At 58.2% G+C, this 16,155-nt stretch carries 11 protein-coding genes; 9 read left to right on the plus strand and 2 right to left on the minus strand.

What is annotated here, in order from left to right; translation table 11 throughout:
* Positions 1–4: 4 nt before the first annotated feature.
* The gene (locus CRD18_RS03985) at positions 5–2,266 is read left to right on the plus strand and encodes a bifunctional (p)ppGpp synthetase/guanosine-3',5'-bis(diphosphate) 3'-pyrophosphohydrolase (RefSeq protein ID WP_049193688.1); all 2,262 of its coding nucleotides are present in this window, start codon (positions 5–7) and stop codon (positions 2,264–2,266) included.
* A gap of 120 nt (positions 2,267–2,386) precedes the next feature.
* Here CRD18_RS03985 and CRD18_RS03990 read toward each other — a convergent pair whose 3' ends face one another.
* Positions 2,387–3,226, minus strand: a complete 840-nt coding sequence (locus CRD18_RS03990) for a peptidylprolyl isomerase (protein WP_049193740.1) — start codon at positions 3,224–3,226, stop codon at positions 2,387–2,389.
* 292 nt (positions 3,227–3,518) lie between these two features.
* Here CRD18_RS03990 and CRD18_RS03995 point away from each other — a divergent pair, with 292 nt between their 5' ends.
* Positions 3,519–4,190 (plus strand): MBL fold metallo-hydrolase, encoded by a 672-nt coding sequence (locus CRD18_RS03995; protein WP_049193739.1) that lies wholly within the window; start codon positions 3,519–3,521, stop codon positions 4,188–4,190.
* A 43-nt stretch (positions 4,191–4,233) separates the two neighbouring features.
* The gene (gene hisS / locus CRD18_RS04000; protein WP_049193738.1) at positions 4,234–5,517 is read left to right on the plus strand and encodes a histidine--tRNA ligase; all 1,284 of its coding nucleotides are present in this window, start codon (positions 4,234–4,236) and stop codon (positions 5,515–5,517) included.
* 27 nt (positions 5,518–5,544) lie between these two features.
* Here hisS and CRD18_RS04005 read toward each other — a convergent pair whose 3' ends face one another.
* Positions 5,545–6,432 (minus strand): neutral zinc metallopeptidase, encoded by an 888-nt coding sequence (locus tag CRD18_RS04005; protein ID WP_016422692.1) that lies wholly within the window; start codon positions 6,430–6,432, stop codon positions 5,545–5,547.
* A gap of 271 nt (positions 6,433–6,703) precedes the next feature.
* On the opposite strand from CRD18_RS04005, the gene aspS reads away from it, so the two are divergent.
* The 6 genes from aspS (at position 6,704) to mltG (ending at position 16,153) form a co-directional block, all read left to right on the plus strand.
* Positions 6,704–8,533, plus strand: coding sequence for an aspartate--tRNA ligase (aspS, locus tag CRD18_RS04010; RefSeq protein WP_016422693.1), 1,830 nt, complete (start codon positions 6,704–6,706; stop codon positions 8,531–8,533).
* Positions 8,534–8,680: 147 nt separating this feature from the next.
* A complete protein-coding gene (locus CRD18_RS04015) occupies positions 8,681–9,862 on the plus strand; it encodes a phosphotransferase family protein (RefSeq protein ID WP_016422694.1) in 1,182 nt (393 codons plus the stop codon).
* A gap of 148 nt (positions 9,863–10,010) precedes the next feature.
* On the plus strand, positions 10,011–11,336 hold the full coding sequence (locus CRD18_RS04020) for a replication-associated recombination protein A (RefSeq protein WP_224433708.1): 1,326 nt from the start codon (positions 10,011–10,013) through the stop codon (positions 11,334–11,336).
* A gap of 128 nt (positions 11,337–11,464) precedes the next feature.
* Positions 11,465–14,125 (plus strand): alanine--tRNA ligase, encoded by a 2,661-nt coding sequence (gene alaS / locus CRD18_RS04025; RefSeq protein WP_070827691.1) that lies wholly within the window; start codon positions 11,465–11,467, stop codon positions 14,123–14,125.
* A gap of 37 nt (positions 14,126–14,162) precedes the next feature.
* A complete protein-coding gene (gene ruvX / locus CRD18_RS04030) occupies positions 14,163–14,666 on the plus strand; it encodes a Holliday junction resolvase RuvX (RefSeq protein ID WP_070827693.1) in 504 nt (167 codons plus the stop codon).
* A gap of 260 nt (positions 14,667–14,926) precedes the next feature.
* Complete coding sequence (mltG, locus tag CRD18_RS04035) at positions 14,927–16,153, plus strand: endolytic transglycosylase MltG (protein WP_070827695.1); 1,227 nt, start codon at positions 14,927–14,929, stop codon at positions 16,151–16,153.
* The last annotated feature ends 2 nt before the right edge of the window (positions 16,154–16,155 follow it).

Genomic DNA, 16,155 nt, shown 5'->3' on the forward strand with positions numbered 1-16,155 from the left:
AGTCATGGCTGAAGGGCCCGCACGCCGTTATGGTGCCCGCCTAGCGCGAAGCCTTACCGGCAACAGAACGAAGATCCGCCCGGTGCTAGATCCCCTTGTCGCGGTGCATCGACAGGTGCATCCGCGCGCAGATTTGGCTGTGCTTCAGCGTGCCTACGATACCGCCGAGCGCCTTCACGACGGCGTCTATCGGAAATCCGGCGAGCCATACATCACTCACCCGCTTGCAGTCGCTACTATTGCGGCCGAGATCGGCATGGATACCACCACGCTGGTGGCAGCGCTGCTGCATGACACGGTCGAAGATACCGATTACACGCTGGAGGACCTGGAGCGGGACTTCGGCCCAGAAGTCGCACGGTTGGTCGACGGCGTGACCAAATTGGATAAGGTCGCGTTGGGCTCCGCCGCCGAGGCAGAGACCGTGCGAAAAATGATTATCGCCATGAGCCAGGACCCGCGCGTGCTGGTTATCAAGGTGGCTGACCGGCTGCATAACATGCGCACAATGCGCTTCCTGCCGCCGGAAAAGCAGGCTAAGAAGGCCCGTGAGACCCTCGAGGTGATTGCACCGCTGGCGCATCGTTTGGGAATGGCCAGCGTGAAGTGGGAGTTGGAAGATCTCTCCTTCGCCATTTTGTACCCGAAGAAGTACGACGAGATTGTGCGTTTGGTCGCAGATCGAGCGCCGCAGCGGGACCGGTACATCCAGGAAGTCTCCGAGATGATTCAGAAGGATCTGAAGGAGTCTCACATTGCTGCTGAGGTACAGGGCAGGCCGAAGCACTACTGGTCGATTTATCAGAAGATGATTGTCCGCGGCCATGAGTTCGACGAGATTTTTGACCTGGTCGGACTTCGAGTTCTGGTGGACACGACCAAGGACTGCTATGCCGCCATGGGTGCCGTCCACTCGCTGTTCAAACCCATGCCGGGGCGATTCAAGGACTATATTTCCGCGCCGCGTTTCGGGGTTTACCAGTCGTTGCACACAACGGTCATCGGTCCAGGTGGCTCCCCGCTAGAAGTGCAGATTCGCACCCATGAGATGCACTACAACGCTGAGTACGGCATTGCCGCACACTGGCGCTACAAGGAAACCAAGGGCTCTCACAAGGGAGATTCCGCCGAAGTCGATCAGATGGCGTGGATGCGTCAGCTGCTGGATTGGCAGCGCGAGGCCGCAGATCCTAACGAGTTCCTGGACTCCCTGCGCTATGACCTCTCAGTCACTGAAATTTTTGCGTTCACACCTAAGGGCGATGTCATCACTTTGCCCGCGGACTCCACGCCGGTCGACTTTGCCTACGCGGTCCATACTGAAGTAGGTCACCGATGTATTGGTGCCAAAGTCAACGGCAAGCTAGTGGCGTTGGAATCACCGCTAAAAACTGGCGACCGCGTCGAGATTTTCACGTCCAAGGATGCCGATTCCGGTCCGTCTAAGGACTGGGAGAAGTTTGTTAAAACTCCACGTGCGCGGGCAAAGATCCGTCAGTGGTTTGCCAAAGAGCGCCGCGAGGAGGCACTCGATGCCGGCCGTGACGCGCTGGCTGCAGAGGTACAGCGCGGCGGTCTGCCGATGCACCGCCTGTTCACTCCGGCGTCCATCAAGCAGATTGCCTCCGAGCTGCACTATGCGGATGTCGATGCGCTCTATACCGCTATCGGTAAGGGGCAGGTCTCAGCGCAGCATGTGACTCACCGGCTGATGGCGCAGTTCTCGAGCACAGACGATGCCGAAGAGCAGTTGGTCTCGCGCACTCCGATTTCGAAGATGAGTGTGCACAATACTCCGCGTCGCGCCGACAGCACCGGCGTGCTTGTGGAGGGCAGTGCGGATATGGCTGCCAAGTTGGCCAAGTGCTGTACACCGGTGCCTGGCGATGCCATCTTTGGTTTCGTCACCCGCGGTGGCGGTGTCAGCGTGCACCGTACGGACTGCACTAATGCGGAGAAACTGCACCAGGAGCCCGAGCGCATTATCGAGGTTTCCTGGGCAACGGATTCCTCCGGTGCGGTCTTCATGGTTACGGTGCAAATCGAAGCACTTGACCGTCACGGACTGCTCTCGGAGATCACTCGCGTTTTCTCCGATCAGAAGGTCTCAATCCTGTCGACGTCCTCTCATACCTCCGATGACCGCGTTGCCGTAATGCGTTTTAGCTTCGAGGTTTCGGACACTAAGCAGATGGGCTATATCTTCAACATTCTGCGCGGTGTCGAGGGAGTGTTCGATGTCTACCGCATTACTTCTGGTCAGTAGGCGGTTTAGTAGCCATCGATATGTGAAAAAGGATGAGACCGCGTAGATACTAAAACAGGGCCAAGGTGATTCACCTTGACCCTGTTTTTGATTAATTTCTCAATCAGTTAGTTGAGTCAACTACTTGACTTCCGCCTTCTCAATACGGACTTCCTTAGCTGGCTTACCGTCAGAGGTACCGCCACCCTCGATACCGTTCTTCGCAATGTCCGCAACCGTCTTGGTGCCCTCGTCAGTCATGGAGCCAAGCACGGTGTACTGCGGAGGCAGCTGAGAATCTGCCCAGTTGAGGAAGAACTGGCTGCCGTTGGCATCCGGGTCACTCGGGTTTGCCATGGCGATAGAGCCCTTCGGGTACACCAACGGGGTGTTCTGATCCAGGCCGGAATCCTTGACCGGCCACTCGCCAGCGAACTTGAAGCCCGGTCCGCCGGTACCGGTACCAGTCGGATCGCCACACTGCAGAACGTTCAGGCCACCACCGGTAATACGGTGGCACACGGTGTCGTTGAAGTAGTTGGACTTGGCCATGTGCTCAATTGCATTGACGCCGCAAGGTGAAATAGCGCGGTCCAGCTCCATCGGAATGTCGCCCTGGTTAGTCTTCAGGGTGATGGTTACAGTGCCAGTGGCGGGAACGTTGTCGGTAGCTGGCTTATCTATGTCCTTCGATGCCTCGCCATCATCCGGGTAGTCACAGGTCACGGTTTCCGGAAGTGGGGAAGAGCGCTTCATTGGAACCTTTTCACCGCTGACGGGAGTAGCTGTCAGAGCTGCAGGTTCGACTGGAGTCGTGGATGCATCAGCGGCCTCATTGTCGTCAGCGCCGCCAGCCGTGGTCAGCAAGTAGATGCCGCCACCGATAAAGAGCAGGATAGCCAAGGTAGTTACGACAACGCCCAGTGGCTTCAGCTTCTCGGCACGTGCACGGCGCTTAAGTTCGCGCTCGAGCGTCCGCATCGCATCTTTGCGCCTTTGCTCATTATTGGCCACTAGTCTTTCTCCGTATCTGTTAGTCATCTATTGCTGGTGACGGAACACCAGCGGACGATTTTGCCCATTGATAGTGACCGCATTTGAAGTAACAGCTCAGTCGGTCACCGTCGCGTACACAATCGACCATTATGCCCGGGATTGCTTCCCATTTGCGAGATGACAGGCCAACGAGCAAGGGGAAAGGTGCTCTCTTCCCGTTGTTGGAAGGCGCAAATAGCCTGCCGGGGGCTGTACACAATCGTTACAATGGAGCGCCATGGAGATATTTGGTTTTGCAGCCGGCCCTTTTCAGACCAACTGCTACGTGGCAACAGGCGCTCCGGAAATGGACGGCCTGTCCACCCCATGCGTCATTGTTGACCCGGGCATGGGGGCGTTCGAGGTAGTACGCGGCGAGGTTGAGAAGCGAGATTGGAAGCCGGAAGCAATTCTGCTGACCCATGGTCATATCGACCATGTCCGCGATGTCGCGGAGGCCGCCGACTTCTGGGATATCCCCGTCTTCATTCACGAAAGCGACAATGTGTTGCTGGCCAATCCGAAGCTCGGCGGTTCTTCTTTCGGACACCTCTTTGACATCGATTCTATGCAGGCTTATACGGAAGCCGATTTCTTCGAGGATGGCGACGAAGTAAAGTGGGCAGGGTTGAATTGCGAAGTCATTCACGCTCCGGGTCACTCTCCGGGATGCGTGATGCTGCGCGCTTCCGATGGGGAAGATGAGATTGTCTTCAGCGGGGACGTCCTCTTTAAGGGGGCTATCGGTCGCGTAGATTTGCCGGGCAGTAGTCCGGAGCACATGCAGCAGTCGTTGAAGGATAAGGTCCTCCCGCTGGCGGATGACCTCATGATTCTTCCGGGCCATGGCTCCGCATCGTCGATAGGCGAGGAGCGCGCGACCAACCCGTTCCTGCAAAACCTCACCTAGCCTGGCTGACACGTCGTGAGAGTTGGCAGGTAGAGTTAGCGGGGTGAACTCTAGCCAGAAGCCAAAGAAGTTGAAGCCATTCTCCGCGCCCAAGGGCGTGCCGGATTACGTCCCGCCGGTCTCCCGCGAATTCGAGGCGGTGCGAAACTCATTCCAGCACCGCGCACGACTTGCGGGCTATGAGCACATTGAGCTGCCAATTTTCGAGGAAACCGGGCTTTTTGCACGTGGCGTAGGTGAATCGACGGACGTCGTCACCAAGGAGATGTACACGTTCGCCGACCGCGGCGACCGTTCGGTCACCCTGCGCCCGGAGGGTACCGCGGGCGTGATGCGCGCGGTCATTGAGCACAATTTGGACCGCGGTCAGTTGCCGGTCAAGCTTTCCTACGCGGGGCCATTCTTCCGCTATGAACGCCCGCAGGCAGGCCGTTACCGTCAGTTGCAGCAGGTGGGCGTAGAGGCAATCGGCGTCGATGATCCTGCGCTGGACGCTGAAGTCATCGCGCTTGCCGACGCATGCTTCCGCGGTATCGGGCTCGAAGGCTTCCGCCTTGAACTGACAAGCCTTGGCGACAACACCTGCCGCCCTGAATATCGCGCTAAGCTGCAGGAGTTCTTGTTTGACCTGCCTCTGGATGAGGAATCGCGCCACCGTGCAAACATCAACCCGCTGCGCGTTCTCGACGATAAGCGACCGGAAATGCAGGAAATGCTTGCCGACGCGCCGCTGATGCTGGACCACCTTTCTGACAGCGCTCGCGGTCACTTTGAAGCTGTGACTGGACTGTTGGATGACATGAAGGTGCCCTATGTCATCAATCCTCGAATGGTGCGCGGACTGGACTACTACACCAAGACGTGCTTCGAGTTTGTTCACGACGGCCTTGGTGCTCAGTCGGGTATCGGTGGCGGTGGTCGCTACGACGGGCTGATGGCGCAGCTAGGCGGCCAAGAGCTGTCTGGAATTGGCTTTGGTTTGGGTGTGGATCGCGCACTGCTCGCACTGGAAGCAGAGGGCAAGCAGGCCAGCGATGGTCGACGCGTCGATGTGTATGGTGTTGCGCTCGGTGAAGAAGCCGCTCACGCTATGGCGGTGCAGATCAATAAGCTGCGCCAAGCGGGTATCCGCGCAGATATGTCCTACGGCGGCCGCGGTCTGAAGGGCGCGATGAAGGGTGCCGATCGCGCTGGAGCCCGATTTGCGTTGGTCCTCGGCGAGTCTGAATTGGCCGCGGGCGAGGTTCAGCTGAAGAACCTTGAGTCCCACGAGCAGCACGCAGTCGCCCTAGATGCACTGGTTCAGGAGTTGCAGTCGCGCATCTAGGAAACGCGCATTTGTTGAGTGCGGAGTCTAGCTGTAGACGCCGCGCTCGAGAGTGTCGCACTGAGACATCTTTCCTGACTTGTAGCCGGTGAGGAATGCCTTCGTACGCTGCTCGGCCGAGCCGTGGGTCCAGGAGTCCGGTTGAACACCACCGCCGGAATGCTGCTGGATGGTGTCATCGCCAATGGCCTTCGTAGTTTTGAGGGCATCGGCAACTTGCTCGTCGGAAAGCGGTTCGAGGATTGCGTCCGGCCCCTTGTCCGCGTAATGAGCCCAGATACCCGCGTAGCAGTCGGCCTGCAGCTCGATCTTTACAGCGTCGGAATCGGGGCCCGGTTCGTTGTAGTTACTGCGGCCGAGTGTGCCCTCCAACCTTTGGATATGGTGGGCGAATTCGTGGGCCACGACGTATTCCTGTGCGAGCGGTCCGTTGCCTCCGCCCATGCGCTCCAGGGTGCTAAAGAACTCCGTGTCGAAGTAGGCCGTTTGATCGGCGGGGCAGTAGAACGGGCCGGTGGACGAGGACGCTGCGCCGCAGCCCGACTGAGTGGAGCCTTCAAAGAGGACTAAGCCTGGGTTCGTGTACTCGATGCCGGCCTGTGCGGGGAGTTGTTCTTCCCAGACTCGGTCGACCGAAATACCGGTGAATTCCATCCGGCAATCGATGCGGCTGTTGGCATCTTCGCCGGTCTTGCATGGATCCTCGCCAGGGGACTGCTGTGCAGTCTGCGAGGACTGGTTGTTCTGGGCACCTGTCAGCTGTCCCAATTGTCCCGGGTCGCCGCCGAGAAGTAAGTACAGGCCGATGAGGACAAGGCCGCCGATACCGCCACCGCCTACGGCGATAGCGCGGCCACCACCCGAGCGTCGCTCGGCACGAGCCGAGCTCTTTTGGAAGTCATTCCGGAAGGTCATAGGAGTAAGACTATTGCATAAGGTGCGGAAAACGGGCCATTGAATAGCGCTGCGTCATAGTATCCGCATGTAAATCAACGTCAGGATCTACGGAGAACTTTGTCTAAGTGAGTACATGAAGCCCGAGGTAGGCCCAAGGCGATGACCGGTAATAAGCAAAATAGCCGGGGTCTTCTTCTCACCTTTCTGGCTTCAAGGTAGACTACACGGACGAAACCGCTATCCACAGCGTTAATCCCTATAGCACCAATTTTGGAAGGACCAATTCGCAGTGCTTCGTACGCATCTTGCCGGAGACCTCCGCGCTGACCTCGCCGGCAGCACAGTAACCCTGACCGGTTGGGTAGGACGCCGCCGTGACCATGGTGGCGTGATCTTCATCGACATGCGTGACCGCTCCGGTTACGCCCAGGTTGTGTTCCGCAACAGCGAAGTTGCTGAGCGTGCACACCACCTGCGCAGCGAATACTGCATTCAGGTCACCGGTGTCGTTGAGAAGCGCCCGGAGGGCTCCGAAAACCCGAACCTGGCATCGGGTGAAATTGAGGTCAATGTTACGGAGCTGACCATCCTCAACGAGTCGGCGGCATTGCCGTTCCAGCTCGAGGATGTTGGAACTTCTGGCACTGTCGGCGAGGAAGCCCGCCTGAAGTACCGCTACCTAGACCTACGCCGTGAAGGCCCGGCCAAGATTATGCGTCTCCGTGCGGCTGTCAACCGCGCAGCCCGTAAGGTGCTGGACAGCCACGACTTCACCGAAATCGAGACCCCGACGTTGACTCGCTCTACGCCGGAAGGTGCTCGTGACTTCGTGGTGCCGGCTCGTTTGAAGCCGGGCACTTTCTACGCACTGCCGCAGTCCCCTCAGTTGTTCAAGCAGCTGCTTATGGTCGCTGGCATGGAGCGCTACTACCAGATCGCCCGCTGCTACCGAGATGAGGACTTCCGCGCTGACCGCCAGCCGGAGTTCACTCAGCTCGACGTTGAGATGAGCTTCGCCGAGCAGGACGATGTCATTGCGCTGGCAGAAGAGATTCTGGTTGCTATCTTCGCCGAGGCCGGTGTCACTGTTCAGACCCCGATTCCACGCATGACCTTCAAGGAGGCCATGGAGAAGTACGGTTCTGACAAGCCGGACCTGCGCTTCGACATTCCGCTGGTGGAGTGCACCGAGTTCTTCAAGGACACCACTTTCCGTGTCTTCCAGAACGATTACGTCGGTGCAGTTGTTATGGACGGTGGCGCATCGCAGCCTCGTCGTCAGCTCGACGCTTGGCAGGATTGGGCCCGCCAGCGCGGCGCAAAGGGCTTGGCCTACATCCTTGTTGGGGAGGACGGCACTCTGGGCGGCCCGGTTGCCAAGAACATTACTGACGCAGAGCGTGAAGGCATCGCGGCGCACGTAGGCGCGAAGCCGGGTGACTGCATCTTCTTCGCTGCAGGTGACGCTAAGAGCTCCCGTGCACTGCTGGGTGCTGCTCGTGGAGAGATTGCCAAGAAGCTCGGCCTTATCAAGGAAGGCGACTGGGCATTCACCTGGGTCGTCGACGCACCGTTGTTCGAGCCGGCTGCCGACGCTACCGCTTCCGGTGACGTTGCCCTGGGCCACTCGCAGTGGACTGCTGTGCACCACGCCTTCACCTCGCCGAAGCCAGAGCACATGGATACCTTCGACAAGGATCCTGGCAACGCACTGGCTTACGCCTACGACATCGTCTGCAACGGTAACGAAATTGGTGGCGGCTCCATTCGTATTCACCGCCCAGATGTCCAGAAGCGCGTCTTCGATGTTATGGGCATCGGCGAGGAAGAGGCACAGGAGCAGTTCGGCTTCCTGCTGGATGCCTTCCAGTACGGCGCTCCGCCGCACGGTGGTATCGCATTCGGTTGGGACCGTATCGTTTCCCTGCTGGCCGGCGTTGACTCCATTCGCGAAGTTATCGCCTTCCCGAAGTCCGGTGGCGGCGTTGATCCGTTGACTGACGCCCCGACTCCGATTACCGCTCAGCAGCGCAAGGAGACCGGTATCGACTTCAAGCCGAAGCCAAAGCAGAAGGCAGACGGCGTTAAGGCAGCAGCCGACGCAGGCGACAGCAAGTAAACAAAGAAATCACATTGCGAGGAATGTGATCTGTCACTCCAGCGTGAACAGCGCGAGTGGCGCCAATTCCTCCTAACCAAGGCGTTACTGGCCACAACGCAACATCCGTATCGCCTGACTGAAACTGGCTCATTGAAAGGGCATTCAATGGAGTACTCGGACGACGCTGCAGCAGAAGTTGACAGCGTAGTTAAAGATGCAGAGACACTGCTTTCCGCACGATTCGGCGGCACTCCAGTGTTGTCGGATCCAGAAGTACTTACAGGTCAGTCAAACGCTCTTGTTGTCCGCGTACGGGTCGCCACAAATCCCTTTATGCAGGAACGCACGGTCGTCGTAAAGCAAATTCCTACGACGACTGAAGGCGTCGATCCCGCCGTTTTACGGGAAGTCGTGGCGTACCAGTTCATCAATACACTGCCTGACGACGTCCGCCCGGGGCCTCAGCTTCTTGCTTACGATGTTTCAAAGCAGCTATTGGTTCTCAGCGACGTCGGTGTCGTGGACACTCTTGCGGACGTACTCTTTCGTGGCGATGAAGAGCGACGATTGCGCGCATTCCGCAGCCTCGGCGCTTCGCTGGGTCGGATGCATATTCACACGCATACTCGTGAAGAGGGATTTGAGACCCTGCGTCGTCGTATGTGGGTGAAGAACAAGGTCGATCGCGAGGCTCTCGAGGCGCGTGACCACGGCATTGTGTCGGGGATTCGCTTTGGTATGCGAGCTGTCGAGGGGTCCGGCATTCCTGTTCCCGACGCTGTGCGCTCTTTCGGTGAGGATGCTGCTCGTCGAATTGAGAAGGGCACGCATAGGGCGTTTACTCCGTTTGACCTCGCCCCGGACAACATTCTGCTGGCGGATAAGGTCCAGTTCCTCGACTATGAGTGGGCTGGTTACCGCGATGTCATCTTCGACGTGGCCAGCGTCGTCGCAGGCTTCCCGCTGCACGTTTTCGTGGAGCGTCCATCGGAGGCAGAGGTCGACGTGTTTGTCCGTGCCTGGATGGAAGAGATTCGTGACCATTGGTATCGCGGCACGAGCGACCGCCGTTTGATGGCGTTCATCGCTGCGGCGTTGCTCGGTTGGTTTTTCATCTCCGCAACGGTTTCCTTCTTCGGTTCTCCAAAACAAGCGCTGTGGGTGGGGCATGAAGGACGCACGGACCTGAAGCCGGAAGTTGGCGGCTCAGCACTGGAGCGGCGCGACATGGCTAACACGGCTCGCGCGATTGCACAGTTCGCCCATAAGTGTGAGGACGATCGTGCCGACGAGCTGGAACAGTTCGCGCATGCAGTCATCGATTTCTTAGAGCAAGAGGAAGGCTAGGGCACACGTGGCGGATCCGAATAAGCTGCCGTCAGGCGGTGCAAACGGCTCCGCCGATGACGCTCCAGGGCTTTTCGACGAGCCTTCGGTCGCCGGACCTACAGCGGCCAAGAGCCAAGGTCGGAGTGCGGGGCCAGCAAGCACTGGCCTGAACTCCGATGCGAGCGCCTATTTTCACCCAGGTGCACACGCGCCGTTGGCGGTTCGGATGCGACCGCGAAACCTCGATGAAGTCGTTGGTCAAGACCACCTGTTAGCCCCCGGAGCACCGTTGCGCCGTCTGGTCGAAGGTGGCGGCGACACCTCCGTTATTTTGTTTGGCCCTCCCGGAACTGGCAAGACCACTCTCGCCAGTTTGATTTCCGCGGCGACTGGACGACACTTTGAAGCGCTTTCCGCGCTTAATGCCGGGGTAAAGGAAGTGCGTGCGGTTATCGACACTGCTCGTCGCACGCTCGTTAACCAGGGCATTCAAACGGTGCTCTTCATCGACGAGGTGCACCGTTTTTCCAAGACCCAGCAGGATGCCCTGTTGGGTGCCGTGGAAAACCGGATTGTCCTTCTCGTCGCGGCAACGACGGAAAACCCATCCTTCTCAGTGGTGTCCCCGCTGCTCAGTCGGTCACTGCTGTTGCAGTTGCAGTCACTGGACGACGAAGCCGTCGGCACGCTCATTGATCGAGCACTTACCGATGAGCGCGGCCTGAATGGTCGCGTCAGTATGACAGACGATGCACGTAAACAGCTCATTGCGCTGGCAGCTGGTGATGCTCGTCGTTCCCTCACGTACCTCGAGGCAGCCGCAGAAGCCGTCGCCGATGGTGAGCAGATTACCGCTGAGTCGCTTGCCAATTCGATCAACAGAGCCGTGGTTCGCTATGACCGCGACGGCGACCAGCATTACGACGTCACCAGCGCGTTTATTAAGTCCGTTCGCGGATCTGATGTCGATGCTGCCCTGCATTACCTGGCGCGGATGATTGAGGGTGGGGAAGACCCTCGGTTTATTGCCCGCCGAATCGTAATTCTGGCCAGCGAAGACATCGGTATGGCCGACCCGACAGCTCTGCAAACCGCCGTCGCCGCGGCGCAGGCAGTTGCCTTGATAGGGATGCCGGAAGCCCGGCTGACGCTGGCGCAGGCCACGATTCACTTGGCAACAGCACCGAAGTCGAATTCGGTCATAAGCGCAATCGACGGGGCATTGAAGGATGTTCGTTCCGGGAAGACCGGACCGGTGCCACCACATTTGCGCGACGGACATTACAGCGGGGCTAAGGACCTTGGTCACGCGGTGGACTATATCTACCCGCACAATGACCCCATGGGTGTCGTCGCCCAACAGTATCCACCAGATCAGTTGGTGGGCACTGATTATTTCGTCCCATCCAATCACGGTCGTGAAAACGGCATGGCTGAATACCTCGGACGCATTCGCCGAATTATCCGGGGGAGCCGCCGGAAATCGAAGTAGGCGAGATCGGTCGGAATCTACGGGGTGCCGGTGGGGTGGTTTTAAAGTTGCTCGAACCGAGCGGGTAGACTGCTAGTTTTGTATTAAACATCTCGGACGCTCGACGTGAAACGAGGAAGTAGAACACCGTGCAGACTCATGAAATTCGAAATCGCTTCATCCAGCATTTCGTAAAGGCGGGACACACCGAGGTCCCCAGTGCCTCCCTGGTTTTGGATGACCCGAACCTGCTGTTCGTTAATGCCGGCATGGTGCCGTTCAAGCCCTACTTCCTCGGCAATGAGACTCCGGACTTCTCCACCGCGACCTCAATTCAGAAGTGCGTGCGCACACTGGACATTGAAGAGGTGGGTATCACCACCCGCCACAACACCTTCTTCCAGATGGCGGGTAACTTCTCCTTCGGAAATTACTTCAAGGAAGGTGCCATCACTCATGCATGGAGCCTTCTGACTGGTGCTGTTGAGGACGGCGGCTTTGGCATCCCGGCTGAGAAGCTGTGGGTGACGGTTTTCCTCGATGACGATGAGGCTCATGACATCTGGCACGAGAAGGTTGGTGTGCCGGAAGAGCGCATTCAGCGCCGAGGCATGGCGGACAACTACTGGTCCATGGGTGTGCCTGGCCCGTGTGGCCCGTGTTCAGAGATTTTCTACGACCGCGGCCCGGAGTACGGCGCTGACGGTGGCCCAGAGGCGGACGAGGATCGCTACATCGAGATTTGGAACCTCGTCTTCATGGAAAACGAGCGTGGCGAAGGAACAGGCAAGGACTCTTTCGAGATTCTTGGCCCGCTGCCGAAGAAGAACATCGATACCGGTATGGGCATCGAGCGCGTTGCTTTTCTGCTGCAGGGTGTCGACAACGTCTATGAAACCGATCTGCTGCGTCCGGTTATCGACGAAGCTGAGCGGCTCACCGGTTCGAAGTACAGCTCCAACCACCAGGACAACATCCGTTTCCGCGTCATCGCTGACCACAGCCGCACCGGCTTGATGCTGATGCTCGACGGTGTCACCCCCTCGAACTCCGATCGTGGCTATATCCTGCGTCGCCTGCTGCGCCGCATCATCCGCTCTGCGCGTCTGCTCGGCGCTAACGGTCCAGTGCTGGAGAAGCTGATTGGTATTGCGGCCGAGACCATGACCCCGTCGTACCCAGAGATCGCGGAGAACTGGAACCGTATTCGCCGCGTCGCCGTCGCCGAGGAAAAGACCTTCACCAAGACTCTGTCCGCCGGTGAGGAGCTGTTCGAACGTGCTGCCACCAAGGCCAAGGCAGAGGGTAAAACCGTTCTATCCGGTCACGACGCCTTCACCCTGCATGACACCCACGGCTTCCCAATCGACCTGACCATCGAGATGGCCGAAGAAGCTGGCCTGACCATCGACCGCGAGGAATTCGATCGCGAGATGGCTGAGCAGCGTGCGCGTGCAAAGGCCGACAGCCAGGCAAAGAAGCAGTCGCACACCGACCTGCACGTCTACCGCGAGTTCATCGATGAACACCCGACGTCCTTCACTGGTTACGATCGGCTTGCCGACGAATCCACGATTCTCGGCATCATTGCTGATGGCCAGAAGCAGGCGTTTGCCGCAGAGGGCGATGAGATTGAGGTTATCCTCGACCGCACTCCGCTCTATGCCGAGGCCGGAGGTCAGCTGGCTGACCGTGGTCGAATCGTGACTGATTCCGGCGCTGTGGTCCACATCAACGATGTCCAAAAGGTGGGCAAGAAGCTGTGGCTGCACAAGGGCATCGTCACAGCCGGTGAGTTTACCCCGGGCGTCTCCGCTGAAGCTTTGGTAGACGAGCAGTGGCGTCACGGTGCTCGTCAGGCGCACACTGCAACTCACCTGATTCACGGTGCTCTGCGTCAGGTACTGGGGGATACTGCAACTCAGGCTGGTTCCATGAATAAGCCGGGCTACCTCCGTTTCGACTTCAAGTACGGTGAGCAGCTCACACCGGAACAGCTCCGTGAGATTGAGCAGATTACCAATGAGGCTGTCGACAACGACTGGGCTGTCAATACTGCCGAGATGCCGTTGGAAGAGGCCAAGGCCGCTGGTGCCATGGCATTGTTCAACGAAAACTACGGCGACATCGTCCGCGTTGTTGAGGTCGGTGGCCCGTTCTCAATTGAGCTGTGTGGCGGTACCCACGTTTCGCATTCTTCGCAGATTGGTCCGGTAGCTGTGCTGGGCGAGTCCTCTGTCGGATCGGGCGTGCGCCGTATTGAGGCCTACTCGGGTATCGATTCCTTCCGCTACCTGTCCACCGAGCGTCTCCTGGCTGAGCGACTGGCCACTGAATTCAAGGCTCCGTCTGCTGAGCTGCCAGACCGCATTGCAGCACTGGCTGAGAAGCTCAAGGCTGCAGAGAAGCAGCTCGCTGATTTCAAGGCCGGACAGCTGCTGGCCAATGCCGCGTCTCACCTGGAGTCCGCTCGCACCATCGGCGATGTCACCTACCTCGGACTTAAGCTTCCCGACGGTACGGAGATGAAGGACATCCGTTCGCTGGCTAATGACTTGGCGAAGCGCCTTGCGGATCGCCCAAGCGTCATTGCGTTGATCTCCAACGCCGGCGGCAAGGTTCCGTTTGTGGCCTCGGTTTCGGATGAAGCCGTCAATCGCGGTATTAAGGCCGGCGATTTGGTGAAGCTGATGGGCGCTGAGGTCGGCGGCAAGGGCGGCGGTAAACCGGCAATGGCACAGGGCTCCGGCTCTGATGCTTCCGGTATCGACGCAGCATTGGCCGCTGTTGAGGCCGAACTGTCCAAGTAGCCAATTAACGGCTGTGCTATCGGAAGAGCAGTAAACAATGGCTAAGCCCCGCATTGATACCCCCGGCCAGGATGATCCCGGTCGGGGTCGACGGCTCGGAATCGACGTCGGCGATGTCCGCGTTGGTGTCGCAGTCTCTGACCCCGACTGTATCCTGGCGACCCCGGTTGAAACAGTCACTCGAGCAACGGGGCGAAAAGATCCTGACGGGCCGGATATTGACCGGCTCGTGGAACTCGCCACTGAACTTGAGGTCGTCGAGATTGTTGTCGGCATGCCCCTTATGCTCGACGGCACGTTCGGGACTTCTGCGCGGAAAGCTACTGACGTTGGATTCCGGCTGCAGCGCCGACTCGGTGACCGAGTCGTAGTGCATTACGCCGACGAGCGTATGACGACGGTAATGGCTCAATCACGGCTGCACGCAGCAGGTATTGATGTTAAGTCCGGGCGGAAGATTATTGACCAGGCTGCGGCAGTAGAAATTCTACAATCCTGGTTGGACAGACGGGCAAAAGCTTTGGACGAAAGTACCGACTAGGGGGCACACAAAAGTTACCGAAAGGTGACAATTCACCCACCTTTGCGCAATTATTAAGTGTGTAATACCTGAGCACGTTTTCTTCGTGCATGGGATTTGAAAAGTTGAAGTGGCGATTCACACCTACAATGCAACCTAGTGCTACGACTTCGTCGTAAAGCTATGTCGCACCAGTCGTTATCAGTCGCGTGTCGTACCCAAATGGGAGGACTCCTTGCTGATACCGATGGGAGAGTGAGCTGCATTCGAGGAGATTATTGATGAGTAAAGACGCGCAGACTGCGCGCCGCACTGCTAGCGGCCGTGCCGACCGGGACCGCGCTGGTGCTCGTAGCGGTGGGACAAAGCCTCGAGTTCGTCACCGCCAAACGGCAGTGGCAATCAACGTGACTTCTGTGCTGTTATGCGTGTTGGTCCTCGGAGTGATTGGCCTCGTCTGGAATCGTGGCGGCATTGTTGACGATTACGATGGCAAAGCTGAGGGTCCATTGACGATTGTCGAAGTCAGTGAAGGCACGTCACTTACTGATTTGTCCAACCAATTGGTGGAAAGCGGCGTCGTCAAGTCTTCCCGTGCGTTCATCCAGGCCGCGAATGAGAACTCCCATTCAAGTGAATTGCAGCCGGGTTTCTACCGACTCCATCAGCGGATGAAGGCCGCCGAGACCGTCGAGGCTCTTCTGAATGTCGAAAATCAGGTCGGTACCGTTGACATTCCGACTGGCGTCCGTTTCGCCGATACCCGCATTGTGTCCTCATCGGATGTACGTAAGGGAATTTTCTCGCTTATTTCTGAGGCCACTTGTGTTGAGGACAATGACTGCGTGTCCAAGGCCGACCTCGAACGTGCTGCTGGGGAGGCCGATTTGGCCGCGCTCGGTGTTCCAGAATGGGCACGGGACGCGGTAGCTGCGCGCGGCAACGACCCCCGTCGTCTTGAGGGACTCATTACGCCGGGTATTCATCACCTTGACCCGCAGCAGACGCCCGAACAGATGCTGGCAAAATTGGTCAAGGAATCGGTGAAGAACTATGAGGACACGGGCCTCATGGCTTCGGCGGACATGGTTGGTCTATCTCCATACGAGTTGATTACCGCAGCTTCTCTGATTCAGATGGAGTCGCCAGATGGTGACTTCGATAAGGTCGCTCGCGTTATTCTCAACCGTCTCGACGAACCGATGCAGCTGCAGTTCGACTCGACAGTCAATTACGATCTGCCGGATCAGGAAATCGCAACCACGGATGAGGACCGCGCGCGAAAGACCGCATGGAACACCTACGCCAAGGAGGGGCTGCCGGAAACCCCTATTGCTTCGCCCTCCATCGAGGCGATTCGTGCCATGGAAAATCCGGCTGACGGAACCTGGCTGTATTTTGTCACGGTGGACAAGGAAGGGAATACCGTCTTTAGCACGACCTTCGAAGAGCACGAGGCCGCTATTGACGAGTCACGCAGCAATGGCGTGCTGGATTCCAACCGCTAAGA

The sequence above is a fragment of the Corynebacterium sp. LK31 genome, from assembly GCF_014335015.1.
In the GTDB taxonomy this organism is placed as follows: Bacteria; Actinomycetota; Actinomycetes; order Mycobacteriales; family Mycobacteriaceae; genus Corynebacterium; species Corynebacterium jeikeium_D.

What these genes read in the sequence shown, in the direction of transcription:
- CRD18_RS03985 (WP_049193688.1), top strand. Translation starts at nt 5, where the DNA reads ATGGCTGAAGGGCCCGCACGCCGTTATGGTGCCCGCCTAGCGCGAAGC.
- ruvX (WP_070827693.1), top strand. Translation starts at nt 14,163, where the DNA reads ATGGCTAAGCCCCGCATTGATACCCCCGGCCAGGATGATCCCGGTCGG.
- CRD18_RS03995 (WP_049193739.1), top strand. Translation starts at nt 3,519, where the DNA reads ATGGAGATATTTGGTTTTGCAGCCGGCCCTTTTCAGACCAACTGCTAC.
- mltG (WP_070827695.1), top strand. Translation starts at nt 14,927, where the DNA reads ATGAGTAAAGACGCGCAGACTGCGCGCCGCACTGCTAGCGGCCGTGCC.
- CRD18_RS04015 (WP_016422694.1), top strand. Translation starts at nt 8,681, where the DNA reads ATGGAGTACTCGGACGACGCTGCAGCAGAAGTTGACAGCGTAGTTAAA.
- CRD18_RS04005 (WP_016422692.1), bottom strand. Translation starts at nt 6,432, where the DNA reads ATGACCTTCCGGAATGACTTCCAAAAGAGCTCGGCTCGTGCCGAGCGA.
- CRD18_RS03990 (WP_049193740.1), bottom strand. Translation starts at nt 3,226, where the DNA reads ATGCGGACGCTCGAGCGCGAACTTAAGCGCCGTGCACGTGCCGAGAAG.